Annotated in this window: 27 protein-coding genes; 18 read left to right on the forward strand and 9 right to left on the reverse strand. The window is 39.3% G+C overall.

All coding sequences use genetic code 11. From position 1 onward, the window contains the following. Window positions 1–48: 48 nt before the first annotated feature. Window positions 49–822 (forward strand): alpha/beta hydrolase, encoded by a 774-nt coding sequence (locus tag IE339_RS07090; protein WP_242175151.1) that lies wholly within the window; start codon window positions 49–51, stop codon window positions 820–822. A gap of 52 nt (window positions 823–874) precedes the next feature. Here the strand turns inward: IE339_RS07090 and IE339_RS07095 are convergent, their stop codons facing one another. Continuing rightward, complete coding sequence (locus IE339_RS07095) at window positions 875–1,501, reverse strand: DUF3885 domain-containing protein (protein ID WP_053400010.1); 627 nt, start codon at window positions 1,499–1,501, stop codon at window positions 875–877. A 282-nt stretch (window positions 1,502–1,783) separates the two neighbouring features. Here IE339_RS07095 and IE339_RS07100 point away from each other — a divergent pair, with 282 nt between their 5' ends. From IE339_RS07100 to IE339_RS07110, 3 genes are all read left to right on the forward strand, one after another. Continuing rightward, on the forward strand, window positions 1,784–2,278 hold the full coding sequence (locus IE339_RS07100) for a GNAT family N-acetyltransferase (protein WP_242175152.1): 495 nt from the start codon (window positions 1,784–1,786) through the stop codon (window positions 2,276–2,278). 102 nt (window positions 2,279–2,380) lie between these two features. Beyond that, window positions 2,381–2,728 (forward strand): hypothetical protein, encoded by a 348-nt coding sequence (locus IE339_RS07105; protein WP_242175153.1) that lies wholly within the window; start codon window positions 2,381–2,383, stop codon window positions 2,726–2,728. Between the two features lie 177 nt (window positions 2,729–2,905). After that, window positions 2,906–3,571, forward strand: coding sequence for a CAP domain-containing protein (locus tag IE339_RS07110; protein ID WP_242175154.1), 666 nt, complete (start codon window positions 2,906–2,908; stop codon window positions 3,569–3,571). A 31-nt stretch (window positions 3,572–3,602) separates the two neighbouring features. Here IE339_RS07110 and IE339_RS07115 read toward each other — a convergent pair whose 3' ends face one another. Continuing rightward, window positions 3,603–4,124 (reverse strand): acyl-CoA thioesterase, encoded by a 522-nt coding sequence (locus IE339_RS07115; protein ID WP_242175155.1) that lies wholly within the window; start codon window positions 4,122–4,124, stop codon window positions 3,603–3,605. A gap of 379 nt (window positions 4,125–4,503) precedes the next feature. Between IE339_RS07115 and IE339_RS07120 the strand changes: the two genes are divergently transcribed. From IE339_RS07120 to IE339_RS07135, 4 genes are all read left to right on the forward strand, one after another. After that, window positions 4,504–5,142, forward strand: coding sequence for a VC0807 family protein (locus IE339_RS07120; protein ID WP_053400015.1), 639 nt, complete (start codon window positions 4,504–4,506; stop codon window positions 5,140–5,142). Window positions 5,143–5,924: 782 nt separating this feature from the next. Next, a complete protein-coding gene (locus IE339_RS07125) occupies window positions 5,925–6,416 on the forward strand; it encodes a hypothetical protein (protein WP_242175156.1) in 492 nt (163 codons plus the stop codon). A gap of 162 nt (window positions 6,417–6,578) precedes the next feature. Then, window positions 6,579–7,244 (forward strand): response regulator transcription factor, encoded by a 666-nt coding sequence (locus tag IE339_RS07130; protein WP_053400017.1) that lies wholly within the window; start codon window positions 6,579–6,581, stop codon window positions 7,242–7,244. Then, on the forward strand, window positions 7,241–8,599 hold the full coding sequence (locus IE339_RS07135) for a sensor histidine kinase (RefSeq protein ID WP_242175157.1): 1,359 nt from the start codon (window positions 7,241–7,243) through the stop codon (window positions 8,597–8,599). The genes IE339_RS07130 and IE339_RS07135 overlap by 4 nt, the downstream gene beginning before the upstream one ends. Window positions 8,600–8,623: 24 nt before the next feature. Here IE339_RS07135 and IE339_RS07140 read toward each other — a convergent pair whose 3' ends face one another. Then, a complete protein-coding gene (locus tag IE339_RS07140) occupies window positions 8,624–9,124 on the reverse strand; it encodes a hypothetical protein (RefSeq protein ID WP_242175158.1) in 501 nt (166 codons plus the stop codon). 254 nt (window positions 9,125–9,378) lie between these two features. Further along, on the reverse strand, window positions 9,379–10,095 hold the full coding sequence (locus IE339_RS07145; protein WP_242175160.1) for a carboxypeptidase-like regulatory domain-containing protein: 717 nt from the start codon (window positions 10,093–10,095) through the stop codon (window positions 9,379–9,381). Window positions 10,096–10,303: 208 nt separating this feature from the next. Here IE339_RS07145 and IE339_RS24665 point away from each other — a divergent pair, with 208 nt between their 5' ends. Next, window positions 10,304–10,432 (forward strand): hypothetical protein, encoded by a 129-nt coding sequence (locus IE339_RS24665; protein WP_277933956.1) that lies wholly within the window; start codon window positions 10,304–10,306, stop codon window positions 10,430–10,432. A 39-nt stretch (window positions 10,433–10,471) separates the two neighbouring features. Here IE339_RS24665 and IE339_RS07150 read toward each other — a convergent pair whose 3' ends face one another. After that, complete coding sequence (locus IE339_RS07150; protein WP_242175161.1) at window positions 10,472–11,026, reverse strand: 5' nucleotidase, NT5C type; 555 nt, start codon at window positions 11,024–11,026, stop codon at window positions 10,472–10,474. Between the two features lie 66 nt (window positions 11,027–11,092). Further along, window positions 11,093–12,142, reverse strand: a complete 1,050-nt coding sequence (locus tag IE339_RS07155) for a hypothetical protein (protein ID WP_242175162.1) — start codon at window positions 12,140–12,142, stop codon at window positions 11,093–11,095. A 368-nt stretch (window positions 12,143–12,510) separates the two neighbouring features. On the opposite strand from IE339_RS07155, the gene pfkA reads away from it, so the two are divergent. From pfkA to IE339_RS07175, 4 genes are all read left to right on the forward strand, one after another. Next, window positions 12,511–13,467 (forward strand): 6-phosphofructokinase, encoded by a 957-nt coding sequence (gene pfkA / locus IE339_RS07160; protein ID WP_242175163.1) that lies wholly within the window; start codon window positions 12,511–12,513, stop codon window positions 13,465–13,467. Window positions 13,468–13,609: 142 nt separating this feature from the next. Beyond that, window positions 13,610–14,353 (forward strand): NAD-dependent protein deacylase, encoded by a 744-nt coding sequence (locus tag IE339_RS07165; RefSeq protein WP_242175164.1) that lies wholly within the window; start codon window positions 13,610–13,612, stop codon window positions 14,351–14,353. Between the two features lie 397 nt (window positions 14,354–14,750). Beyond that, window positions 14,751–15,161 (forward strand): MerR family transcriptional regulator, encoded by a 411-nt coding sequence (locus tag IE339_RS07170; protein WP_083446405.1) that lies wholly within the window; start codon window positions 14,751–14,753, stop codon window positions 15,159–15,161. Window positions 15,162–15,260: 99 nt separating this feature from the next. Continuing rightward, entirely contained in the window at window positions 15,261–16,634 is a 1,374-nt protein-coding gene (locus IE339_RS07175; RefSeq protein WP_242175165.1) for a hemolysin family protein, read from the forward strand. 39 nt (window positions 16,635–16,673) lie between these two features. Here the strand turns inward: IE339_RS07175 and IE339_RS07180 are convergent, their stop codons facing one another. From IE339_RS07180 to IE339_RS07190, 3 genes are all read right to left on the reverse strand, one after another. Continuing rightward, a complete protein-coding gene (locus IE339_RS07180) occupies window positions 16,674–17,753 on the reverse strand; it encodes a mechanosensitive ion channel family protein (RefSeq protein WP_242176139.1) in 1,080 nt (359 codons plus the stop codon). Between the two features lie 628 nt (window positions 17,754–18,381). Then, window positions 18,382–18,786, reverse strand: coding sequence for a carboxymuconolactone decarboxylase family protein (locus tag IE339_RS07185; protein ID WP_242175166.1), 405 nt, complete (start codon window positions 18,784–18,786; stop codon window positions 18,382–18,384). 77 nt (window positions 18,787–18,863) lie between these two features. Then, the gene (locus IE339_RS07190; protein WP_053400028.1) at window positions 18,864–19,772 is read right to left on the reverse strand and encodes a LysR family transcriptional regulator; all 909 of its coding nucleotides are present in this window, start codon (window positions 19,770–19,772) and stop codon (window positions 18,864–18,866) included. A 113-nt stretch (window positions 19,773–19,885) separates the two neighbouring features. On the opposite strand from IE339_RS07190, the gene IE339_RS07195 reads away from it, so the two are divergent. The 5 genes from IE339_RS07195 (at window position 19,886) to IE339_RS07215 (ending at window position 25,366) form a co-directional block, all read left to right on the forward strand. Next, on the forward strand, window positions 19,886–20,671 hold the full coding sequence (locus IE339_RS07195) for a 3-hydroxybutyrate dehydrogenase (protein WP_242175167.1): 786 nt from the start codon (window positions 19,886–19,888) through the stop codon (window positions 20,669–20,671). A 150-nt stretch (window positions 20,672–20,821) separates the two neighbouring features. Further along, window positions 20,822–21,832 (forward strand): aldo/keto reductase, encoded by a 1,011-nt coding sequence (locus tag IE339_RS07200; protein WP_242175168.1) that lies wholly within the window; start codon window positions 20,822–20,824, stop codon window positions 21,830–21,832. A gap of 348 nt (window positions 21,833–22,180) precedes the next feature. Continuing rightward, a complete protein-coding gene (locus tag IE339_RS07205; protein ID WP_242175169.1) occupies window positions 22,181–23,446 on the forward strand; it encodes a sugar ABC transporter substrate-binding protein in 1,266 nt (421 codons plus the stop codon). Window positions 23,447–23,595: 149 nt separating this feature from the next. Continuing rightward, window positions 23,596–24,540: a carbohydrate ABC transporter permease gene (locus IE339_RS07210; RefSeq protein WP_242175170.1), complete on the forward strand. Its 945-nt coding sequence runs from the start codon at window positions 23,596–23,598 to the stop codon at window positions 24,538–24,540. A gap of 13 nt (window positions 24,541–24,553) precedes the next feature. After that, complete coding sequence (locus IE339_RS07215) at window positions 24,554–25,366, forward strand: carbohydrate ABC transporter permease (protein WP_053400033.1); 813 nt, start codon at window positions 24,554–24,556, stop codon at window positions 25,364–25,366. Window positions 25,367–25,391: the final 25 nt, after the last annotated feature.

Below are 25,391 nucleotides of genomic sequence, written 5' to 3' on the forward strand. Positions count from 1 at the left end.
TTCTTCTCGAAAGCTGTTGGTGAATCCTTTGAATAGGGTGATAAATGAATGGAAACAGAACGAGTAGCAAGGAAAGGGTTAACTTTTCAGAAGATAGCAAGTATTTTTGCTGTGGCTGTTATTGTTTTGGCCCTTGTTGCATCCGTTGTTTTTTTCGTCTGGTCACACTTTACGTATGAACCATCGTCAAAGCTATATTCACATGTTAGCGAAAAGAATATTGTGCAGCGGGATGACTATGTCGCCTTTTTGCCTGATGGAGATGCCAAGGCTGGCATTATCTTTTATCCTGGGGCAAAAGTAGAAGCGATGTCATATGGATACTATGCGCAAGAACTTGCAAAAAAAGGATACCTTGTGACCATTGCTAAATTTCCGCTTCATATTTCTTTTCTCGGGACGAATATAGCCAGTGATATACAGGCTGATTATTCAGATGTAGGCACATGGTTTATTGGAGGACATTCGCTAGGTGGAGTTTCAGCAGCAAAATATACCTATAATCATCAAAAGGATCTATCAGGGCTCTTTTTGTTTGCGTCCTATCCGATGAACAAAAATGATTTTTCGCGCGTTGATTTACCGGTGTTATCCGTTTTCGCAGAAAAAGACGGTGTCATTAATCGATCAAAATGGAAGCATGGAAAATCACTACTTCCAGCAGATACGGAATATCAAACGATAAAAGGTGGAAATCATGGGCAGTTCGGGTGGTACGGAGAGCAAAAGGGTGATCGCAAGGCGATCATCTCAACGAAGCAGCAGCAGGACGAATTAGTTCGCCTGACGGATTCTTGGGTGAAGACAGTAGGGAGTAAGTAAAAGGGAGGAATGCTATATTCCTCCCTTTTGCAGTTTTTTCTATTTTTAGTCATTACAGACAACATTTTCGATCATATTGTGAACGCGTATCGTAATCAAGAATCCAGTCCTGGTAGTTTTTGTATAAAGGATCTAATGATTGCTCGTTATTGGAGACGATGTCTAGCTTTCGATCATCATAAAGATGATAGATCGTCTTCTTCTCCAAGTTAATAAAATAGCAATCCCCTTCAATAAACGGACGGATTTGTAAGTCTCGATTTGCGATCGCTTTTAGCAAGGATTCATGTTTCATATCCGCTAATTGGCACGTAACTAGAAGACGAAGTGACTTTCGCTCCTGATCCTGCTGTTTATCAATCATTATTTCAGTTGAATGTCCAATGGATTTCTTGCGTAAAAAACGTTTCAACGTATGGAGGGCTTTTTTCATATTGTGGGGCTTTTCTGCACGGTTTAAGTGGATAATAAGCATCACATGATCACGACTAGAATGAAGAGCCTCAAATAGAGCGATGGCACGTTTATACACCCTTGACATATATTCTTGATCCCAAGCTTGATCGGTATCCCCAAGTTGAAATCGAATGCCATTTGGAGCATGATAAAATAATGGTTTTTCAATATGGATATCCGGAAATGTTTCTTCTAAAAATGATGAACAGTTCATTGTTTTCATTTTAAACATCCCTTTGTTTTGTAATTGAGCGAATAAGTATCTTATTACTATCCTATCAAATTATTCGATTACATATCGTCGCTTTTTTTTGAAGTTTTCACTACAATCTTTGCAAAGGTGTAACAATCATTGATGAAATGTAAGAAATGCATTAAAAACACCTACAACCACAAGTAGGAGCAAAATACTAAACTGAAATCCCCAGTTAGGTCATTCAATCTCTTGTAAAGAAGTGATATAATATTGAATTATCAAAAAAGAATGACTCTAGGGGGAAGCTTCATGGATATTCGCTTGTTACAGCCAGATGATGCATCAGCATTTGTTTCATTGCTGAAAAAAGTTGATGAAACAGGTTTTATGCTATATGAAGGTGGAGAAAGAGAAACAACGGAGACGAAGCAAAGAGAAAGTATTGAGCGCATTGTCAAAGACGAGCTTTCCACAGCTTTTGTAGCCGAGGATAATGGGGAGCTCATTGGATACATATTTGGAATGGGAAATCAGTTAAAAAGAAAACGTCACTGTGCCTATATCGTAATTGGGGTAGTAGACGATCACCAGGGTAAAAAGATTGGCACGAAACTTTTTGAAACGATTATTCATTGGGCAGAAGCCAAAGATTTAAAACGCTTGGAATTAACGGTGATGAAACACAATGAGCGTGCACTAAGACTCTATCAAAATATGGGGTTTGAAATTGAAGGAGAGAAGGTTGCCTCTCTTTTAATCAATGGAGAATTTGTGGACGAGTATTGCATGTACAAGCTTTTATAAAATAGCACAAAAAGAAAACCTTCATTTTTAGTAAAATAGAAGGTTTTTTTTATTTTTGTTCGAACATAACTAGAAAAGGAAACTTTTTACTAGGAGGCGTGTATGAAAAAGCAAATTACGCTCGTTGTTGGGTTAATGCTGATTGTGTTTTTTATCTTTTTCGGTCGTCAATTATTTCAAGAGGGTAACCCGCTTCCATATTTAATTGGAATGGTAAAAATAGAAGCTGGAGACCATTCAGTTGTTCAAGTGAAAAATAAGCCTATGTCGTATCTGATGAAGGGAAAAGACTATTTTACCTTTATTGAAGAAATGAAAAAGGAGGGGTGGACGTTCAATCAACAAATGGGTTCGTCCTTTCTATTTGAGAAAAAAGAGCGAGGCATTGCTTTTTTGAGTAAGACGTATTCTGGTAAATACGTAATCATGGAACAGAAAAAAAAGAAATAACAAGCATTCCATTATTTACATATTAAATTTTGAAACTATTGAAACCCCTTGCAAGTAAAGGGGTTTTTCGTCATGGGTCGAAAGGGACCGTTAAAATGGGATAATTTTCACATTGAGAGTTTGAAAGAATTTATGGATTATATAAGTGGGGGTCGTAAAAACAGGAGGTCATGACACATGAAAAAACTAGGAGTTATCTTAGCAGGTGCCACTCTTGCAACAACGACAATGTTTGCGGGCGGACAAGCTGATGCAGCAACACAAACACAACCGACAGTAAAGAAGTATGTGTATACATACAATGCGACAAGCATGGAAGATTTAGAGAAATGGCTAAATCAATTTTATGGAACATATTCTGTCCCGCAAAAAGTAACGTCACAACCAACACAACCGGTTAAACAAACACAAACACAGCCGGTCAAGCAAACGCAGCCTACTGCACAAGCAACAAGCGTGAGTGAATTCGAAAAGCAAGTTGCTACTCTAGTAAACCAAGAGCGCAAAAAGGCAGGACTTTCACCGCTACAACTAGATACAAAATTAAGTGACGTAGCGCGTACAAAATCAAAAGATATGATGACAAAGGGTTATTTCGATCATCAATCTCCAACATACGGCTCACCATTTGATATGATGAAGCAGTTTGGGATTACGTACCGTGCAGCAGGCGAAAACATCGCTAAAGGTCAACAAACGCCTGAAGAGGTAATGAACAGCTGGATGAACAGTTCCGGTCACCGCGCTAACATTTTAAGCGCAAACTTCACTGCTATTGGAGTAGGTTTTGTTAAGGGGAGTGACGGTACAACGTACTGGACACAGATGTTTATCGGCAAATAAAACAAAAAAAGAATCCGTTTGGATTCTTTTTTTATTCCCAGGGTTTTTGAATGCCAATTTTTTTCGCTAAGCTTTGGCTGCGTTTTTTACGCGCTTTTCGTTCAATTGCACGTTCTTCCCCAGAAGCATGAAGCATAAATTCTTCTTCCGTCTCTGGAATGACACGTGGCACTCGTACAGGCTTGCCATCGTCATCTAATGCGACAAACGTTAAAAAAGCAGTTGCGGCAAGCTCTCGTTTCCCTGTGCGCAACTCCTCTGAAATAACTTTCACAAACACTTCCATTGAAGACGTTCCTGCCCACGTTACGTAGGATTCTAGGCACACGGAGTGCTGTTGACCAATTGGACGTAGAAAATCCACTGAATCTGTAGAAGCCGTCACGGTTTCAAAGCGTCCGTGGCGTGCGGCAGAAATTGAAGCTACATCATCAATATAACTCATCAACTTTCCGCCAAATAGCGTATCATGATTGTTTGTATCCATTGGAAACACACGGCTTGTTTTTACGACAAGCGATTCGCGACAAAAACGTGCCTGCTGTTCACTCATTCTGTTCACTCCTTAAGCAAGAGGTTCATGCTGATATTCGTTGTTAGTATGTAAAACCTCTATCAATCCATTTCAACTAGAGTTTATCACAAATTTGTCACAAATTATCTCTTTATGCTCATAGATAGTATATGTAATTTTGTTAAAAAATTCCCTCTGCACAAGGGTTTTCTGCTAACTCAAGAAAGAAAACCCTTACATATTGAAGGGGAATGAAACAACGAATTAGCGGGATGAAAGATGAAATGACGAAAGTAGATGACGTCACTTTAGAAAAAATGATATGATAGGACACATAGCTAAAGGAGAGAAAAGAAAATTCAGTTATTTAACGGTTTGCTAAATCATTATATTGTTTTCAATAGGAGCGAGAGATTGAATGAAAAATAAAGTGATATTTGATTTGCTATTTTACATTGCGTTGCCTTACCTAATTTGGAATCAAGGCCGACACTTTTTAGGTGACTATTATGCCATCCTACTATCAACTGCTCCAGCCTTTATCTACACGATCTACACATTTGTGAAAGAAAAGCAGTTTAACGTAACGGGGCTATTTTTAGTCATTACTCTTTTAATTCGTACGATCGTTGACATTATCTCAGGCAAAGCCGATACGATGCTCGTAAACCAAGCCTACTTTATGTTTGGACTAGGAGTCGTATTGTTTATTACCATGCTAATCAAAAAGCCGCTTGGCCTATACTTTTTCGTGGATACAGCTTATCTCATGGGGTACAAAAGAGAAGAAAGCCTACCACTATTCAAAGAAAAACCGTTGTTCTCAATGTTTCAATGGCTCACACTCCTTTTTGCACTGCGCTACATTTTGCTAGGCATTGTTAAACTATACTTGCTGCAAAAATTTGGAGTGGAAGGCTACGGCAATATGATTGTCATTCGACAAGTCATCACGTGGGTATTCAGCATCTTTATTGCCATCTACACATTCTTTATTATTAAAAAAGTGCAAGAAAAAATGGGCTCAACGGACGACATGGACATTAAATCATCTTAATAACACCAAAAGCACGGCGCTACTTTCACAGCGTCGTGCTTTTTTAAACCCATTACGCCCTTCACAAGTAAAAAAGAAAATGCTTCGTGAATCATTTTTTAAAAGGAATTTTAAACTAAAACTCGAACTAACTAAATAAAGACCGTTAACTAATAAAAACCCATTATTCATACTACGTAAAGGTTTACCCATCCAATCAAAGTCAACCCACCAGGGAGATTGACAAGAAATACGTTTCTCAAAGCCCGCAGCAGTAAGGTCACATGAAAAACGGCCCACTCGAAAGGGACAAAGCTACTACCTGATCAACGAGGCGCCAAAGCACCACCCAAAAAGGTTTCCCGATCTAAAACACGGTCAACCCACCAGGGAGGTTGACCAAAAATGCGGTTTAATAGCTCTCCACCAGTAAAGTTCCACGTAAAAACGGACCACTCGAAAAGGATAAGGCTATTACCCAATCGAGCAGTTTCTACCAAAACGATGTTCCAGAAAAAAAGAATGCTTCACAAAACAAAAAGCCCCCCTCCCAAACAGGGCCTACCCAGACCTCCCCGAACCAACCCAAAAAGACCTACATATGCGGATGGCGTCAGCCCGTAAGGGAAGGCGACAGACGCTTATGCTTCCCACATCCCCCCTAACGGAAGGACTGTTAGGGGGGATGTGGGAAGTGAATCCAAAATAATCACATAATTTCACACAATGTTTTGATGATTCGACCTCAAATAGAGGTTAAGATTAGAAAAAATAAGGGAACAGAAACTTAGGAGTGATGATAGATGAGTATGAAAGCAAAATGGATTGCTGGAGGTATCGCCTTCACATTAGCTTTTCCACATATCACAATTATGGCAGCTTCTCAACAAAAACAAATAGGCCAAGATCAGGCACCTTTATCAAACGGTGGTTCATCAGAAGACGATGACATCCGTTATGGCACTGACTTAAAATCATTAGAAGATAAATTCAAAAAGCTTCAGCAGACAGATAGCGGTCAAAAACCTGAGTGGAAGGACGACCTTGAAAAGCTAACAGGGGATACAGAGACAACTCAACAAATTGATGCATCACGTGAAGAGCCTACGGAAATCAATGGAAAACGAACAGGAGCGATGAACGTGGAGAGAATTCAGCGTGTGACATGGAAAAAGGAACGTCGTGAACAGCTAAAACAATTGGATACAGCGATTGAAAAACGAGATTCTGGTGCAATTACTCATATCCTTGATGAAATGCTCGGAGACTTTTATAATCAAGAGAAGCGGTCTTAAATTACAAACCGTTCGTACGTCCAAATGCGATGAAAAGCATTTGGACAAAGTTCTCATAAAATGAATAAAACGGCTAAAGATAAGAACGTACATATAATGATAGAACATGGATAGTAGAGGGGGCGGTTACGTAACGTCCCCTCTATACGTGGGGGATTTAAGATGACATACACGGTTTATTTAGTGGAAGATGAACAAAATTTAAATCAGGTGTTAAAAACCTATTTAGAAAATGAAGGATGGAACGTGTCTGCCTTTTTAGATGGTTTAAGTGCCAAGGCTCAAATTGGCAATCGTCCACATCTTTGGATCTTGGATATTATGCTTCCCGATATTGATGGATATGAGCTCATTAAAGAAATTAAGCAAGCGGATGAAAATATTCCAGTCATTTTTATTTCGGCGCGCGATGAAGACTTGGATCGCATCATTGGCTTAGAGATGGGGAGCGATGACTATTTAGCCAAGCCATTTTTACCAAAAGAGCTTGTGGTACGAGCTAAAAAACTTCTAGAGCGAGTGTACGGGAAGTCGGGTGGAATGACGATTCAATTTGGAACGTACCTGATTAACGAGCAAAGAAGAACCATTCAGGCAGGAAATGAAGAGGTTGTGCTTTCTTCAAAAGAGTTTGATTTGCTTTGCTTATTTGCTAAGAATACGGGAAGAGCCTATTCGAGAGAGCAGATTTTACAGCAAATATGGGGAGATGATTACTTTGGATCTGATCGTGTCGTTGACGATACGATTCGTCGGATTCGAAAAAAGCTTCCAGATTTACTCGTAGAAACGATTTATGGATTCGGATATAGGTCTGTTGAGCAATGAAAAACAGGCCATTATTTGCTCAAATCTTACTTGTTTTTTCGCTGCTTATTGTCATTATCGGCATTACGCTCATTTTTCTTATTAAGGGAACGCTTCATACATTTTTTAAAAATGAAATTTATTCAAATATTGAAGCTTCTCAGCAATTGTTTACGTACGGTGATCGATCACTCCAGTCAACGCGCAGTCAAAAGCAAATTCAAAATTTGCGCTCCGTTCAGCATCTTTTTATTAATGAAAAAGGACAGCTTTATCAAAAAAGCGAGCTTCCCAACTGGGCAGTGAAGCGTTTCTATAAAGAGGCTCTTCTTCAAGAGGTGAATGAAAAACGTTACACACTCACTGTAAAAGGAGATGTAATGTTTTACATTATTCGCAAGGTGAAGATTGGCGAAGAAAACTATTATCATGTGTCATACATGTGGGATTCGTACCGACAAGAACTCGTTAAAACGTTATTGAGTCGTCTAATGGTACTCATTATTCTTGTATTGCTTTGCGGAATTGGGATTGTACTTCTATTTTCAAAATGGCTTGCAAAGCCCATTGTTGAAATGAAAAAACATGTACAGCGCATTGCTAAGCGACAGTGGGACGAACCGATTATGATGGACCGAAAAGATGAGATTGGTGTCCTTGCAGCATCTATTGATTCAATGCGAATACAACTAAAGGCACAGGATGAGGCGCAGCAGTCTATGCTGCAACACATTTCTCATGATCTTAAAACGCCCATCATGGTCATTCAAAGTTATACTGAGGCTCTGAGGGACGGTATCTACCCAAATGGTACATTTGAGACGTCACTAGACACCATTCAAAAAGAGGCCGATCGTCTGCAGCTAAAAATAAAAGATCTTCTCTACTTAACAAAGCTTGATTATATGGCACAGCAAAATCTACGTGCTGATTCTGTCGATTTTAGACAGCTAATTGAAGAAGTGAAAATGAGACTTCACACACGCAAATCGGAAGTTAATGTAACGATTAACGTAGAGGAAGTTCCTTTTTATAGTGACGAGGAGCAGTGGAAAGTCGTATTTGAGAATTTGTTTGATAATGCACTAAAATATGCAAAAGAGCAAATTGATATTTCCATTAAATCCGTAGACGGAGACATTCTTATTTGTTTTGCAAACGATGGTCCACCAATCGAAGAAGCGCTGCTTGCTCATTTATTTGAGCCGTTCCAAAAAGGAAAAAAAGGCCAATACGGTCTAGGACTAGCAATCGTAAAGCGGATTGCCTCATTATATCGTGCTAATGTCTATGCACGAAATACAGCAGATGGCGTGGCTTTTTATATTCGGATTCCGGGTAAGTACACGGGAAATCAGTCGTTGAAAAAGGGATGAACCATTGGTTCATCCCTCTTTTTGTTAATGAGCAAAGCGCTGCATACGTTTTATTTGATTGAGCTGTCTTAAATACGTTTTTGACGAAAGCATTTCTTCCATGCGAATAAAAAAGTGCTCAGCATGTTGTAAGAGAACAGAGAAAAACTCTTTTTTGGAAAATGTCCATTTCCGCTGATTTAAGCAAAATTCAATCTGCTGACTAGAAAGCTGCTGAATGGTCATAGATGACTGATCAGGAACGAACCCTTCGACGATTTTTTTCTCATCTAGTATTTCAAGAGCGTTCAACAAGAAGGACCACAGCTGTTCGAGCTGATCACATTGTTCAAAGCCAATTAATACTTCATCACCGTAGCGAAGCACAATCGCCCCTTTTAAGTCGGTCACTGCTAATGAATCCATCATAAAGTGAACACGTTTGTCGTCTAGATGAATAAAATAGCGGTATGGATTTTGACTAACGGCAGAAACATCATCAATGGTCGCGTCCGGTCTGCATAAATACATATCTACCGTCAGCATGTTTCGTTCCCACTTTTCTCATCGTTAAATGTCCAATTTCTCATTCAAATGCCTCCTCGCTCCGTATTGCTTCTAGTATATAAAGGAGCGCATCGTGCGAATAGGCGCAATGGTACTAGTTATGATTACAGATATTTTACAAATTATTCTGAAAAATTAAAACTATTCATTCGCAATAAAGCGGATTTTTCGACAAAAAATGTGTGACCTTGACGAAGTTGGTGTAACAGTAGATAGGTCTATCGAAGTAACTTTTACTCTTCTTTTGCTGTAACAGAAATATGTTCGTGTAAATCAATGGATACGGTAAGTTCTTGAAAGCGTGATATACCGTATTCATCGGGCTGGCATTGAATAGATGCTTCACAGTTGGCCGCATGAAGCTGAAAGTCTAATAAGGTCCCCTCTGGTGCATAGAGCATAAACGTTTCAATTTTTTGAAAAGAAATGGGAGGCGTTGTAAACGAGCCTCGTTCAGACTGAACTTTGATTACAACATATCCTTTGATTAAAACGGGGATTTTATGGATTAAAGAGGGGATATCCGTATATAGTCGGCTATAAATAGGAATTCTTGGACCTATTTCTAGAAAAGTAATACCGCTCGCGGTTCTTAAATCTACTAGTTCTCCCTGCTTGTTAGTTAAATAACATTCTACATCGTAAATATGACCGAGATGGTAAGGGTCAATAAAAAGCGGATGAAGACCTAGTTCAACATTGCCTAATCGATCACTGCGAGAAAGTTCAACAGTAGTGGTTTCGTAATCTGTAGCTGTAACGGTTATGGTAGGTGTGACGTCAGATAGAGGAGATTCGATAATAAAGTAGCCTTGTTCATTTGTATAGGCGATAAAAGAAGTAAGTACACGATCGGATACGAATAATTCTACTTTTGCATTAGAGATAGGTTGATTTGTAAAAACGTCTTTAACCAGTCCATGTAAGTCTATGGATTTCTCATTTGTCATCACTATCTCACCTCGTATTTCTGCTTTAGTTTATGTTGTATGTGATAAGAGGGTGTATGAAACAGCTATAGATAGAGAAACGGCCTATCATGGACAAGTTTTTTGGGTGTTTGTGGATATTTTCCCTTTCATTTGTCCTTGAACAAACCTGTACGTGTGCTAAACTAAATACATTCTTTTTCTATTCATTTACGAGGGAGATGGAAAGATGATGACACTCAGTAGACTGCTTGTTGTGGCGCTATTTTCAAGCGCTGCGCTTTCGGTGGTATGTTATCAATCCGTTGAGATTATACACGCTATTATGGATATGTTTTTCACTCATAAAGATTTATAAAGGACTTTTATGCCTCATAACAAAAGGGAGCGAATGGTATCATTCGTTCCCTTTTTGCGTGCTCACATAGTCATCTACCCATTTTTCAAATTGAAGCCAGTCGCTCACGTGCGGAACATCCACATCTTGGTTATATGGATAGCTCATAGCCACTGCTTGACGGCCTGTTGCACGAAAAGCTTCTAAGTTATGAGGCGCATCATCAAATAAGACATCACCGTAGACTTTATCTTTTCGGTGAGTAAAAATGATATTCTTCGCACCGATAAACGGCAAATGCTCATTCACCCACTGCTCTTTTTCGGTAAACGCGAACGTGCGACTACTCGTCACGATTAGAATCTCCATTTTCTCATGGAGGCGTTGAAGCACCTCAATTGCATGAGGAAGTGGTTCTAAATGGCGAAAAAGACCAGGTTCGTCTAGGTAATCATAAATTTTTATCCCGCATTCTTGCTTTACGTACTTCTCTGATTGCCAGCAGGCGAGTCGCTCAACTGATAAATCGTCATCAAAGTCTTCGTTGTATCTTTTATGCCACGGAGTCATCAAATCACAAATGACCGAATCCATATCAATGAGTAATGTTGTCATGCTTTTGCACCTCTCATTCCTTTTCTATCGTTATATATACCACGAGAGGAGGCGTGTAGGCAAAGATTAGTTGCGGTCAATGCGGTCATTTAAGGCACTTAAAAATAGCTGTGGGTCATCTACTCTTAAAAATACGACGGAAACCTCTTTTTTCATTCCGTATAAATAGCGTGCACGTACTGTTTTTTTTAGCGCAATTTCGACGTGAGGCGGTTCTTCAATAAAATCAGCAATACGTCCGTCAAATGCGCTCTTGAGGCGCTGTTTATCGGGAAGCTCCTTACTTGTATACAGTGCTACGCCTTCAATAAGATCATAGGGAATCGTCATATGTGACGTTAGGCCATACGTCAAAATTACCTCATCTTTATTGAGCAAAATCGGATTATGGCGAATCGCTTGAATATGACCAATGAAAAAGAAAACCGTATACACATTAAGCGCCAATAAAATATAAGAAAGCGTCGAACTAAATTGGTGAAGAAAGTAGTGAATGCCGATCGTCTCGATTAAGACTGCGTGAATGAGCATAATATAAATCGCGATACCACTCGTTTTTTGATGATACGTATAAGCATAGTCCCCTGTGATGGGGCGTTTTTTCCATGAGAAGAAGGCATGATAAAACATGTCGATTTCGGTTGTAAATACTTCAATCAATTTATTAGGAGGCAGGGAGACTTTTAAAGCCTGTTTTAGCGCATATGAGAATAAAGGTACTCGAGCATAGTAAGTGCGATAGGCGCTTATAATGGTTGGAATCGTACGGAGTACTTTATAAACAATATAAAATTCAACGACTAAAAACAACGCTTCGGCTCCTATCACTATGTAGCCTAATGAGGTGATGGTATGGACATAATCGTTCGGAATGATGACAAAACGAGCAACAAAATAACCAGCTGCCATAACCGGAAAAATATATGTTAAGGAATGGCGTTTATGGATAAAATAAAAATAGGTGAGAAGTGGGATGACGAGCATAAAATCAAACAAGGATCCCCAAATCATTTCAGGTGGATGAGATGAAACAATATCTAAGCGATAGATCAGCCAATTTGATGTAACAATAAGAAGAAGTAGGAAGAAGAAGCTTAGTTTTTTATGGAGTGTCATTTTTAAAACCTCCCTTTTTATTCCATTTTAACATATGGACATAAGTGTGAACGGCTGTTCACGAAATTGCCAAACAATTATCCAGGAGAAAAAAATTCCCTTCCTTATGCAATTTTTATGAAAAAAAATTCATTTTTCTGCTGAGTGAGTATAGAGTTATGCCACATTTCATGATAAAATATGTCTTTGTGAGTAGACCATAATTACAGGTAATTGTGTGTCTTTTAATGAATAATAGAATGATAGCGAAATGTATACTTGAAAAAATTGTTTGTTAAAGAATGCACAAAAGCAATTGAAGTTCGTTACGAACTAAAATTATAATGTAAAATATATTTGTTATAATCGTATAATGAGGTGACTTATTAATGAAGCGTATTGCAGTTTTAACAAGTGGTGGAGATGCACCAGGAATGAACGCAGCTGTCCGTGCAGTTGTTCGTAAAGGAATTCATAGTGGTCTTGAAGTGTTTGGTGTATACCAAGGTTATCAAGGACTAATTGCAGGAAACATTAAAAAATTAGACGTTGGTTCTGTCGGAGATATCGTTCAACGTGGTGGGACGATGCTATACTCTGCACGTTGCCCTGAGTTCAAAACAGAAGAAGGACGTCAAAAAGGGATCGAAAACCTTAAAAAGCACGGCATTGAAGGATTAGTAGTTGTTGGTGGAGACGGTTCTTACATGGGTGCCGTAAAACTAACAGAAGCTGGCTTCCCTTGTATCGGTATTCCAGGGACAATTGATAATGATATCCCAGGAACTGACTTTACATTAGGATTTGATACAGCATTAAATACTGTTATTGATGCAATTGATAAAATTCGTGATACGGCTACTTCTCATGAGCGTACGTTCATTATTGAAGTAATGGGTCGCGATGCGGGTGATATCGCGCTATGGTCAGGTCTTGCTGGTGGAGCGGAAACAATTTTAATTCCGGAATCAAAAGAAGACTTCCAAGACGTATTAGATCGCTTAAAGAGCGGTTTAGCACGTGGTAAAAAGCATAGCATCCTTGTGGTAGCAGAAGGAGTAGCAACAGGTGACGAAGTTGCTCATGCTTTGAAGGAAGAAGGAATTGATAACCGCGTAACAGTGCTTGGTCACATCCAACGTGGTGGTTCACCAACAGCGATGGACCGCGTATTAGGAAGCCGTTTCGGTGGCCATGCTGTCGATCTTCTATTAGCTGGACACGGTGGTCGCGCAGTAGGAATTCGTAAAAACGAAATCGTTGACTACGATATTATGGAAATTTTAAAAGAAAAGCACGAAATTGATATGAACATGTATCAATTATCGAAAGAGCTTTCAATCTAATATAGTGAGGAAAAGGAGCCTGACAGTAAAGCTGTTAGGCTCTTTTCTTCAAATGAGTAAATGTTCGTATTTTTGCGAAAACGGATCACGTGTTATACTAGTAAAAATCGTAGTTGAAGTTTTGTCGAAGGAGTTAAGTACATTGGGAGAACAAATAAAAACGCTTCAATCATGGATTGACCGCGCACAGTCTATTTGCTTTTTTACAGGCGCAGGAGTGAGCACGGAGTCAGGCATCCCTGATTTTCGGTCTCAAAATGGGTTATACAAGAAAAATCTGAGCTTTGTTGACGTGGTTTCTAGACCCTATTTTGAACGTGATCCAAACCAGTTTTGGCCATTGTTTAAAGAGATCTTTCGAATTAAGCTTTTAAACGAGTACAAGCCTAATAAAGGACATCAATTTATCGCAGAGCTTGAAAGCCGTGGTAAGCAGGTGAGGGTGATTACGCAAAATATCGATGGCCTTCATCAAGAAGCAGGAAGCAAGCACGTGTATGAAATTCATGGTACGATAAAGTATGCGCACTGCCCAAAGTGTAAAACAAGATATGACTTAGCGCACATGAATGCCCATGCTACACCAAAATGTCAAATAATTTCGAAAAATAAGCAGCCATGCGATACGATTCTAAAACCGAATGTGGTATTGTTTGGGGATTCCATTCATCAGTTTGAAGAAGCTGTCCAGGCAGCGTTAAGCAGTGATTTATTTATCGTATTAGGTTCGTCTCTAGAGGTAACCCCGATCAATCAAATTCCTCTTTTGGTGCAAAGAAAGGGGACAATTCCGATGGTGATCATTAATTTAAGCTCGACTTATTACGACGATATGTTTGATTTGGTTATTCAGGAACCGATCGGAGCAACACTTTCTGCCCTGTAAGTAAACTTTTCAAAACAATCACGTATAACGTGATTGTTTGCTACATACCCTGTAAAAAACAAGAAAGGAAGTTGTGTCGTGTATGTTTTGACTCGACTCGTTCTTTTTTTCATTGGAATTTTGTTGAAAGTTATCGGTGCGATCCTGTTAATTCTTGAACTTAGTTTGCTTAATGCGAACGAACACTATCGTATGCTTTTAACAACGCCGTTGGTTTTGTTTTTATCAGGATTTATATTAACGATGGCAAGCTTCTACATGCCTTTTACTCTACGCTTGCGGAGGAGAAAAAATAGCCCTAATTATCTTAAAAATAAGTGAAACGTTTGACTGTACAGTTTAATAGTTTATAATAAAGCTATTAAAGGTTGATTGAATGGGGTGATACGATGGGGCAGTGTATAAAATTGGCGAACTAGCAGTTGCTGCGAACGTCTCAAAGCGAACAATCGATTATTATACAAATCTAGGTTTGTTGCATGCTCAGCGCTCGGCTTCAAATTATCGCTATTATTCGGAAGAGTCGTTGGAAGATTTGAAGTTCATTGAAAATTGTAAGCAGCTTCATATTCCGTTAGACGAAATTAAGCAAAAGCTTTTGTTGCGGAAAACAACGCACATTGAAAAAGATGAGCTTCAAAAGCAGACAGAGCAGATTGCCAAGCGTGTTGAACAGTTGAATAAAGAGCTTTGTGGTATCCTGCCTATTTTCAATCAGCTAGATGAAGCGGAGAAACGTACCATTTCAACCCATTTATCAGATGAAGGAAAACGACTTATACAGTCTCTTCAGGGGCTGATCGTTTGATACAAATAGACAGTGTCCACAGCAGTTTATTTATATAAATAATTTTTCTATACTTAGGAGGTGACTCCTTACTCGCATTTTGCGAGATAAGGAACGTTTTTGGACATATTTAACTTGGTTTTAGTAGCCATCTTGATTGCTTTAACAGCCTTTTTCGTTGCAACTGAGTTTGCAATTGTAAAAGTGCGCAGTTCTCGTATTGATCAGTTGATAGCAGAAGGTAGCAGGAATGCGCGCGCAGCAAAGCGCATCATTTCTAATCTTGATGAATACTTATCCGCATGTCAGTTAGGAATTACGATTACAGCACTCGCATTAGGTTGGATAGCAGAACCGGCAGTGAAGAGGTTACTTGATCCATTATTTGAGAGCCTGCCGTTAAGTGAATCAGTATCAGATGTAATCGCATTTATCATTGCGTTTAGTATCGTGACATTTATTCACGTTGTGGTAGGGGAGTTGGCACCGAAAACTTTTGCCATTCAAAAGGCTGAAGCACTTACTTTATTAACAGCTAGACCGATTATTTTGTTTTATAAAGTAATGTATCCATTTATTTGGATTCTAAATGGATCAGCGCGTGTCATCACAGGCATGTTCGGGTTAAAACCAGTAGCAGAACATGAATTAGCGCATTCTGAAGAAGAGCTTCGCATTATTCTTTCAGAAAGCTATAAAAGCGGTGAAATTAATCAATCTGAGTTTAAATATGTGAATAAGATTTTCGAATTTGACGATCGAGTAGCAAAAGAAATTATGGTACCAAGGACCGAAATTGTATCCTTCGACCAGGAAGATGCACTTGATTACATTTTAGAAGTCGTGAAAGAAGAAAAGTTCACCCGTTACCCAGTAGTAGACGGTGACAAGGATCACATCATTGGTGTGGTGAACATGAAAGAAATCTTTACCGACTACGTGTTTGATAAAGAAAAAACGAACATCAATCTCCGTGATTACGTTCGTCCTGTGATTCAAGTAATTGAATCCATTCCCATTCATGATTTGCTGTTGAAAATGCAGAAGGAGCGCATTCATATGGCGATTCTAATCGATGAGTATGGTGGAACGGCAGGGCTTGTAACGGTAGAAGACATTCTAGAGGAGATTGTTGGGGAAATCCGCGATGAATTTGATGCGGATGAGCGCCCATCGATTCAGAAGGTAACAGACGACCATTATATTATCGATGGAAAAGTACTTGTTGGAGAAGTAAATGATCTTCTTGGTACCGAAATTGATGACAAAGATGTCGATACGATTGGTGGCTGGGTCTTAACCGAAAAATATGATATCGAGCAAGGGCAGATTATTCCATTTGGTTCCTATGAGTTCATGGTAAGAGAAATGGAAGGTCACCACATTCAATATCTTGAAGTAACGCTTAGTGAACCACTACTCAACGAAGATAAAGACATAAAAGAAGTTGAAGATATTTATTTGGCTCCTCCACAAAAGGAAGCATTGATGTAAGCAAAAAGCATTCGGGCGATAAACCCGAATGCTTTTTTGTTAGTTTTTAGCTTTCTCTAAAATATTCTCTTCACGAATGGCTTCGTGTGATTCATCCTGTTGGATAACGAGAGAACGAGTTGGAAAGGCAAGACTGACGCCTTCTTCCTCAAGTACTTCTAAAATTTTAAAGTTGACCTGCTCCTTTACTTTTAAATATTCAGCAAAGGCAGTCGTGTTTGTAAAGAAATATAGATACACATCGAAACTAGATTCGTTAAAGCGATCAAAGTTCACTAAAATTGTTTCGTTATGTATGTCTCGGTCATCGATCAGCATTTGCTTAATACGATAGACGACGCTCTCAAGGTGAGCTCGTTTCGTTGAGTAGGATACACCGATATGAAACGCTACCTGACGTTTCCCCATCTTAGACCAGTTAATAACCGGTTCGTTGGAAAGCGTAGCGTTTGGAACCGTTACAACAGCTTGGGCGAACGTACGAATTTTCGTACTTCTAAACGTAATGTCCTCAACCGTACCCTCGACGCTCGGCGTTTTGATCCAATCGCCTATTGTGAACGGCTTTTCGGTAATGATCACGATTCCCCCAAACAAGTTGCTAATCGTATCCTTGGCTGCAAGAGCGAAGGCAAGTCCTCCAAGGCCAAGCCCTGCGACAAACCCGTTTACATTAAAGCCCCATTCTTCAGCAATAACAGATACTGCTAATACAACGATTATAATTCGAACGGCTTTTTCAATGAAAGGAATAACAATGCGATCAACCTGAAAGTCAAAGTTTTTCGAAAACGTGGCAAAAAACAGTGATGTTGATCCTGCTAAGCTATATCCTCCCCACGCCGCTAGCGCGATAAAAAGCGAACGAATGATGCGGTGTTCTGTCTCCGCTGTCAGCAAATCAAACGGCAGATAAGGGAATGCAAGCTGCAATCCAATAATGACAAATATCCAGCGCATTGGCTTTTCAAATGATTCTAAAATAGTCGTAATCAGATGATTTTTGTTTTTTACAAAACGAATAATAAACTTGAATAAATAAGTCGTAAACAATTTACGAAGTATGAGAAACACGACAAAAATTCCAATGGCTATTCCAAAATTCAGCCATTCATCCATTGATAAATACTTATCCAAGCAAAGTCCCTCCTAATTATCATACAGCCTATATTAAAATAGCATAAACACTGCGTTTCTTCTAGAAAAAAGTGAGCCGGTAGAATAAGAAGTTACTAATATGTGTACCCTCTATAAAAGATAATTATCGTAAAATAAGAAATTTATGACAAAAAATCTATTAATGTTCGCTTTTTGTAGCTAGAAACTAACATACCAATTCGCCTCGAAGCCTATTTTTTTGTCGCATTTTTTATGGAAATCAGGAGCATGTAATGAACGGTAGCGAGCAATAGTGCTCCACAAGCGAATAGCACAATTACTCTAAACTTGTAAAAAGTTCGATGAACAAGTATAAAACGTTGATCAAACAAGAAAAGCGAGCCATACGAGAGTAAAAACGATTGATAGACGGACGAAAATGATCGATAGAGTCGAATAAGTGAGTAATTGTAGCGAGTGAGGCAATAAAAAGTTCGATACAACGAGAAAAGCGAGCGATAAACGAGTGAAAACGATCGATAGAAATTCAACATCACACATACTATTCACTTTGCAAACAAATGAACAAAAAAAGAAGAGGCTAGCGCCTCTTCTACGTGTGGATAGGTGTATAAAGTTAGATCAGTAATTAAGCTTGTACAGCTACGTGGCGTTGTTCAAACACCTTTTTTGCCACGCGTAGTGCGTTTAGGATACGCGGAAACCCTGTGTATGGGATTAGCTGTGTGAACGTTTCAACAATTTCTTTTGGTGTTAAGCCAGCTGTTAATGCTGTATTAATGTGTAGCTCAAGCTGTGGCTCCGTTCCTTGTGTCGCAAGTGATGAGATAACGGCTAGAGCACGCTGCTTGTTGTCGAGACCTTCACGTGTATAAATTTCACCGTATGCAAATTCAATAATGAATTTCGCCACGTCCGGTGCTAGATCTTTTAAGTCATCCACAATTTTTAAATGAGTGAATACGTCTTTGTTGTCCTCAGTTGTAAATTCCATTAATTTGTCTAAGCCTTCTTGATAACGATTATCTTCCATGATGTATGCCTCCTGTATGTGTTTTACACATTTCATGCTACTCCTCATTTTGTCATGTGTAAAATACATAAAAATTATCAATTCGATTCCAAATGGTTATAGCGAATTGGATTAACTTCTTCAAGATAGCGAATCATTTCACGTGTGGCATAGGAAAGGTAGTGTTCTTTTTTATAAATAATGCCGCCTTTCCATGGAATAACAGGATTATGCAAAGACACAACGGACACTTTACTCGAAGGGAACCTTGTACAAATCGATTTAGGTAAGATGGAGATGCCAATTTTAGCTCCTACCATTTCGCCAATAAAATCCCACTGCGAGCTCTCGAAAGCAATGTGCGGATCAAAACCTTGCTCGCGACATGCCTCGATAGTTATATCATGAACGGAAAAATGTTTATTAAACGTAATAAATGCTTCCTCTTTTAAATCCTTTAACGAAACGGCTTCTTCATCAGCTAGGTGATGTGACTGAGACACGAGAAGCGCCATTTCTTCTTCAATAAAAGGAATCATATGTAGGGAAGGCTCATGAACCGGTAATACGGCTACACCTAAATCTAACTGGCCGTCTAGTACTTGTTTTTCGACGATATGTGTACCTTGCTCGTACAAATCGATTGTAATGTCTGGATAGCGTTCCCGAAAACCAGCGATAATTTCAGCGAAAAAGACGGTTCCAACGACCGGAGGAATTCCAATGCGTATTTTTCCTTTTTTCATATGCACAATATTATAAAGAGACGAAGAAATTTCTGCTCGAAGACCAATCATCTTTTCCGCTTTTTGTAACAAAATTTCTCCCGCATCTGTTAGCGCCATTTCCTTTGCGTTTCGGTCAAGTAAGATGACGTCGAGTTCTTCTTCAAGGTTTTTGATCATTTTACTAAGGCCAGGCTGTGAGACGTGCATGGCTTGTGCAGCCTTGGTAAAGCTTTTATGATGTGCAACAGCCATGAAATATTCTAGATGTTTAATGTCCAATGTAAGTACCCCCATAACGAATGGTTATAGAACCGATAAATATTATCTATTTTATTTATACACAATCGAAGCGTAAAATAAAAGTGTGGTTAATTTAGATGGAGGTAATGATAATGAATCAACTATTAAATCAAAAAGTAGCGCTCGTAACAGGAGCAGCGAGCGGAATTGGTCTAGAAGTAGCTCGTGAATTCGCAAAAGAGGGTGCAAGAGTCGTTATTTCTGACTTAAATGAACAAGCAATCGAAAGCTCTGTTGCAGAACTTAAAAATGCAGGGTTTGATGCAACGGGAATTAAATGTGACGTAACAAAAGAAGAGGAAATTAAACAAGCGATTGAACATAGCGTCAACACATACGGACGTTTAGATATATTAATTAACAATGCGGGTATGCAATACGTATCTGAAATCGAGAAGTTTCCAACTGAAAAATTTGAATTACTCGTTAAAATTATGCTAACAGCACCATTTGTAGCAACAAAGCATGCGTTCCCAATTATGAAAAAGCAAGGTTTTGGTCGCATCATTAACATGGCATCAATCAACGGACTAATAGGCTTTGCTGGTAAAGCGGCTTACAACAGCTCAAAACATGGTGTGATTGGGTTAACAAAAGTAGCGGCACTTGAAGGAGCAGCTCACGGCATTACCGTTAATGCGCTTTGTCCTGGTTATGTAGATACACCACTTGTAAGAAATCAGCTTCAAGGTATTGCTGATACTCGCCACGTAGCGCTTGAAAAAGTGTTAGAAGAAGTAATTTTCCCACTAGTACCGCAAAAACGTTTAATTAGCGTTCAGGAAATTGCTGATTATGCGGTATTCCTAGCAAGTGACAAAGCAAAAGGTGTGACTGGACAAGCTGCCGTTCTTGACGGAGGATATACGGCTCAGTAAGACAGTTTTGTACATGAATTTTAATAGGGTAGCAAAAGCTAGAGCTATGGCAATCAGTGTGCCATAGCTCTATTTGTATGTCATAAATGGTTTGCGCGAAAAAATAACGGGTAACGAACGTATAGAAAAAACAAGCAGGAGGTCTCAGCTATGGAAAAGACAAAAATCGGTACATCAGACGTCGAAGCGTCGCGAATTGGTCTCGGAACGTGGGCCATCGGAGGATGGATGTGGGGAGGATCTGATGAAAGAGAATCAATTAAAACGATCCACTCTGCACTTGATAAAGGCATTACGTTTATTGACACAGCTGCTGTATATGGCTTTGGAAATTCAGAAGAGATTGTTGGAAAAGCGATTAAAGAGTATGGTAATCGAGATAACATCGTAATTGCGACCAAAACCGCGCTTGATTGGACGAAGGGTGATCAGCCAGAACCATTTCGTAATGCTTCCAAAGAGCGTATTTACAAAGAAATTAAGGATTCCCTTCATCGTTTGCAAACGAACTATATTGATTTGTATCAGGTGCACTGGCCAGATCCACATACGCCAATTTCTGAAACCGCTGCTGCGATGAAAGAACTATATGATGAAGGATTAATTCGTGCCATTGGCGTGAGCAACTTTTCAACGGAACAAATGGAGGAATTTAAGCAGGTGGCTCCGCTTCATTCCGTACAGCCACCTTACAACCTGTTTGAACGTGACATTGAGAAAGATATTTTACCTTACGCCCATAAAAATAATATTGCTACGATTCTTTATGGAAGCTTATGCCGAGGCCTGCTATCAGGAAAAATGAGCGCTGACCGTCAATTTGACGGAGATGATTTACGTAACAATGATCCGAAATTTCAGCAACCGAATTTTGATCATTATCTCGCAGCCGTCCATGACCTTGATCAGCTAGCGAAAGATCGCTACGGAAAAACGGTTTTACATTTAGCCGTACGTTGGATTTTAGATCAGCCAGGAGCAAGTGTTGCACTATGGGGAGCGCGCCGACCTGATCAAGTAGACGTAGTAGGAGAAATGGTTGATTTTCATGTTGACGACGAAACGAAAAAGGATATTGATCAAATCTTAAACAAGCATGTTCCAAACCCAATTGGTCCTGAATTTATGGCTCCTCCTTCAAAAGATGAAATAGAAGGGTAACGAATAGGAATAGAAGGAAAAGTCCAATTTTTATTATTGGGCTTTTTTGTGCGTTGGTTCACATCTGGTTTAGTTATTTTTTACCATTTTGTATTTTGAGATCGGAACAACTCGAACGATTTATAGAAATGTTCTACTAGAGAAAAAATATAGGAGAAGGATTTTTAAATTCCAGAAGATATAGGAGCTTGTTCCTATTTATAAAAACGTGGGATTTATTAATTATCAGAAAATAAAAAATATATTGACTTATATTGGTAAGCTGATTAAGATGAAATTGAGTACCAGATATGAACCAGAACATCCAGGAGTTGTTAAAAAAGAGACAAAAAGGGGAGGAACAATGAAATGCTAAGGAAAAAGGTAGGGATATGGTTCTGTTTGCTTGTATTGGTGTTTTCTCTGGCAGCATGTTCGAGTGACAAAAAAGCATCTGGCGATAACAAGGTAAATGAAAAGGCCACGTTAACCGTCTGGATTCATCCGTATGTTGGAAAAGATTTAAAGGATCAGCAAACAAAAGTCTTTGATAACATTGCAAAGGATTTTAAAAAGAAACATCCGAAAGTAAAAGTGAAGTTTCAAGAAATTCCGTGGGCGAATCGTGAGCAAAAGATTTTAACGGCGCTATCTGCGAATCAAGGGCCAGACGTATTCTATCTGATTCCTGATATGATGGCGCAATTTGCGGACAAAAAGCTCTTAACGCCACTCGATCAATATTTAGGAAAAGACTGGGGGAAAGATGATTTCTCTCAAACAGCTTTAGACGCTGTGACGTATGATAAGAAAATCTACGGGTTACCAATGCTTCGTGAGTCAATGGCAAACTTTTATAATACGAAAATCTTAAAAGAAATTGGCGGCGATCCAAATAATCTGCCGAAGACGTGGGATGAGTTCGATGAGCTCGGTCAAAAAGCAGTTGATAAAGGGTACTTTGCACGTAATTTCGAAGGTTCAAATACGCCAAACGCAACGCTTTATCCATTCATTTGGCAAGCGGGTGGAGACATTCTTGATAAAGACGGAAAAGTTATTATCAATAATGAAGCAGGTGTAAAAGCATTTACAAAAATCAATGACTGGTACAAAAAAGGCTTTATCCCGAAAGATTCCATTAGCGCAGCAGATCATTTCACACCGTTCGTTGAAGGGAAACTGTTAGCTGTATTTGGCTCTGGTGCAACTCTTTCTGCGCTACGTGCAAAAGGAATGAATGACTTCGTTGTTGGTCCTCCTTTAAAAGACAAAGAAGAAGCGACGTTTGGAACGACAGGAATGTTTGTTATTCCAGCAAACTCTGAAAATAAGAAGCTAGCAGCTGAATTTATTGAAACAATGACGAGCAAGGAAAACTCAATGGAGTTTAACAAACTAACGAAATACATTCCAGCTCGCGAATCAGCATCTAGCATCTTTGATGAAGATCCAGCAATGAAACAGCTTGCAAGCTATACGGATATTACAAAGCCAGGCGTAATGAGTCCTGTTGCTCGTACAATTATTCCGAAGGTTCAAGCTGAAATGCAAGCAATGCTTGAAGGAAACAAAACGCCTAAAGAAGCGGCTGATGCAGCAGCGAAGGCAATTGAAAGTGAACTGAAAAAATAATCGTTCATTGAGTGCAATGAATGACCTGTCACCCGAGATGTTAGGATGCTCGGGTGATGCTATTAAAAAGGATGTATTGAACTCTTTTGTGTAAAACCGCTTTTTACATAAAGGAGTTCAATACAACTACTACAAAAGGGGGATCAGGCATGGGTCAACCGAATCCAAGCTATGATACGGCAACTGTAAAAACATCCACTCCAACGCAGAGTAAATGGAAAAAGCACTGGGGACAGTATGGGATCGTTTATATTTTTTTAGTACCTATTTTAATTCACTTTATGATCTTTCAAATTTTCCCCATCCTTTTTAGTTTTTACATTACGTTTATGGACTGGCCGATTATTGGGGAAGCAGAGTTTGTGGGGCTGAAAAACTGGCTGAATTTTTTCTCGGATGAATTAGCGTGGAAAGCAATCGGAAATACGCTTTTATTCTCGTTATACTATATTATTCCAACGATGGCACTAGGGTTGTTTCTTGCCCTATTAATTAACAGTGGAAAAAAAGGAACGGGATTTTTTAAAGGGGTCTTTTTCCTTCCGGTCGTTACATCATTTGTCGTCATCTCGGGGATCTGGTCGTGGCTATTTAATGGAACAGATAGCGGAATGGTGAACTCATTTCTTCATTTATTAGGCATTCCTCCGCAGCTGTTCTTCTCCAGCTCGAAGCAAGCGCTTGTTGTGCTAGCAGGATTAAGCGTATTTAAAGTGTGCGGCAGTACGATGATTTACTACTATGCAGGTCTTCAGTCAATTCCTGCGGAGCTATACGAGGCGGGCAGAATCGACGGGGCTTCCTCTTGGAACTTATTTTGGAAAATTACGTTTCCGCTTTTATTACCCGTTCATTTTTACGTGGCGATTATTACAACGATCGGTTCGTTTCAAATTTTTGATTCGGCCTTCCTATTAACATCAGGTGGCCCAGATTATTCGACGACTACCATTGTGTATTACTTGTATCAAGAAGGCTTTACATCACTTCGATTAGGCTATGCAAGTGTACTCGCGTATATTTTATTCTTCATCATTTTTATCATTTCGTTGATTCAGCGAAAATTCGTGGGAAAAGAAGTTACCTACAAATAATGGAGGGGATTTTATGGTTCGAGCATCGAAATGGGTATATGTCCCGCTGGCTATATTTGGTATTCTGTTTTTAATCCCGTTTCTCATTATGATCGTGGGTGCATTAGTAAATATGCAGATCCCGATTGGGAACCCACTGCTTTGGTTGAAGGAACAGGCGCTTACAATTGGAAATTTCATTTACATTTTAGATAATGCACAATTTCTAAGATGGATTTTTAACTCACTTGTCATCACCATTATCCCGGTTTTTTCACAAATGTTTTTCGCGGCTATACTAGGCTATATTTTTGCGAAAAAAAAATTTCCCGGGCGTGAGGCAATTTTCTGGATCATGATGGCTGTCGTGATGCTTCCAAGTCAGCTGCTTATTATTCCACGTTACATCATGTTTAGTGAATTTGGCTGGATTAACACGTACTGGCCGCTTATCGTTCCAGAGATATGGGGAATTCTAGGCGTATTTTTCGTCAGGCAGTTTATGATGACGCTACCGAAGGATTTAGAAGAGGCGGCTTATATGGATGGTGCAAGCGACTTTACCGTATTTTTTCGCATCTTATTGCCGCTAGCAAAGCCTGTCATTGCAACAGTCGGGACGTTCGCTTTCATTGGGAACTGGAATGATTTATTAACGCCACTCATTTTTACCACAAGCGAAAATATGTATCCAGTCACAGTCGGACTCGCATCCCTTTTAACGAAAGAAGGAAACTTTGGGGTAGAGATGGCGGGATCGGTGCTATCCTTTGTCCCAACATTCTTGATCTTCATTTTCTTCCAACGTTATTTTGTAAAAGGAATTGCGCTTTCCGGTCTAAAGTAGAAATTTATTAGTAGAGGTGTAGCAA

It is taken from the genome of Priestia koreensis, from assembly GCF_022646885.1.
In the GTDB taxonomy this organism is placed as follows: domain Bacteria; phylum Bacillota; class Bacilli; order Bacillales; family Bacillaceae_H; genus Bacillus_AG; species Bacillus_AG koreensis_A.

What these genes read in the sequence shown, in the direction of transcription:
- IE339_RS07090 (WP_242175151.1), top strand. Translation starts at nt 49, where the DNA reads ATGGAAACAGAACGAGTAGCAAGGAAAGGGTTAACTTTTCAGAAGATA.
- IE339_RS07095 (WP_053400010.1), bottom strand. Translation starts at nt 1,501, where the DNA reads ATGAAAACAATGAACTGTTCATCATTTTTAGAAGAAACATTTCCGGAT.
- IE339_RS07100 (WP_242175152.1), top strand. Translation starts at nt 1,784, where the DNA reads ATGGATATTCGCTTGTTACAGCCAGATGATGCATCAGCATTTGTTTCA.
- IE339_RS07105 (WP_242175153.1), top strand. Translation starts at nt 2,381, where the DNA reads ATGAAAAAGCAAATTACGCTCGTTGTTGGGTTAATGCTGATTGTGTTT.
- IE339_RS07110 (WP_242175154.1), top strand. Translation starts at nt 2,906, where the DNA reads ATGAAAAAACTAGGAGTTATCTTAGCAGGTGCCACTCTTGCAACAACG.
- IE339_RS07115 (WP_242175155.1), bottom strand. Translation starts at nt 4,124, where the DNA reads ATGAGTGAACAGCAGGCACGTTTTTGTCGCGAATCGCTTGTCGTAAAA.
- IE339_RS07120 (WP_053400015.1), top strand. Translation starts at nt 4,504, where the DNA reads ATGAAAAATAAAGTGATATTTGATTTGCTATTTTACATTGCGTTGCCT.
- IE339_RS07125 (WP_242175156.1), top strand. Translation starts at nt 5,925, where the DNA reads ATGAGTATGAAAGCAAAATGGATTGCTGGAGGTATCGCCTTCACATTA.
- IE339_RS07130 (WP_053400017.1), top strand. Translation starts at nt 6,579, where the DNA reads ATGACATACACGGTTTATTTAGTGGAAGATGAACAAAATTTAAATCAG.
- IE339_RS07135 (WP_242175157.1), top strand. Translation starts at nt 7,241, where the DNA reads ATGAAAAACAGGCCATTATTTGCTCAAATCTTACTTGTTTTTTCGCTG.
- IE339_RS07140 (WP_242175158.1), bottom strand. Translation starts at nt 9,124, where the DNA reads ATGCTGACGGTAGATATGTATTTATGCAGACCGGACGCGACCATTGAT.
- IE339_RS07145 (WP_242175160.1), bottom strand. Translation starts at nt 10,095, where the DNA reads ATGACAAATGAGAAATCCATAGACTTACATGGACTGGTTAAAGACGTT.
- IE339_RS24665 (WP_277933956.1), top strand. Translation starts at nt 10,304, where the DNA reads ATGATGACACTCAGTAGACTGCTTGTTGTGGCGCTATTTTCAAGCGCT.
- IE339_RS07150 (WP_242175161.1), bottom strand. Translation starts at nt 11,026, where the DNA reads ATGACAACATTACTCATTGATATGGATTCGGTCATTTGTGATTTGATG.
- IE339_RS07155 (WP_242175162.1), bottom strand. Translation starts at nt 12,142, where the DNA reads ATGACACTCCATAAAAAACTAAGCTTCTTCTTCCTACTTCTTCTTATT.
- pfkA (WP_242175163.1), top strand. Translation starts at nt 12,511, where the DNA reads ATGAAGCGTATTGCAGTTTTAACAAGTGGTGGAGATGCACCAGGAATG.
- IE339_RS07180 (WP_242176139.1), bottom strand. Translation starts at nt 17,753, where the DNA reads ATGGATGAATGGCTGAATTTTGGAATAGCCATTGGAATTTTTGTCGTG.
- IE339_RS07185 (WP_242175166.1), bottom strand. Translation starts at nt 18,786, where the DNA reads ATGGAAGATAATCGTTATCAAGAAGGCTTAGACAAATTAATGGAATTT.
- IE339_RS07195 (WP_242175167.1), top strand. Translation starts at nt 19,886, where the DNA reads ATGAATCAACTATTAAATCAAAAAGTAGCGCTCGTAACAGGAGCAGCG.
- IE339_RS07200 (WP_242175168.1), top strand. Translation starts at nt 20,822, where the DNA reads ATGGAAAAGACAAAAATCGGTACATCAGACGTCGAAGCGTCGCGAATT.
- IE339_RS07205 (WP_242175169.1), top strand. Translation starts at nt 22,181, where the DNA reads ATGCTAAGGAAAAAGGTAGGGATATGGTTCTGTTTGCTTGTATTGGTG.
- IE339_RS07210 (WP_242175170.1), top strand. Translation starts at nt 23,596, where the DNA reads ATGGGTCAACCGAATCCAAGCTATGATACGGCAACTGTAAAAACATCC.
- IE339_RS07215 (WP_053400033.1), top strand. Translation starts at nt 24,554, where the DNA reads ATGGTTCGAGCATCGAAATGGGTATATGTCCCGCTGGCTATATTTGGT.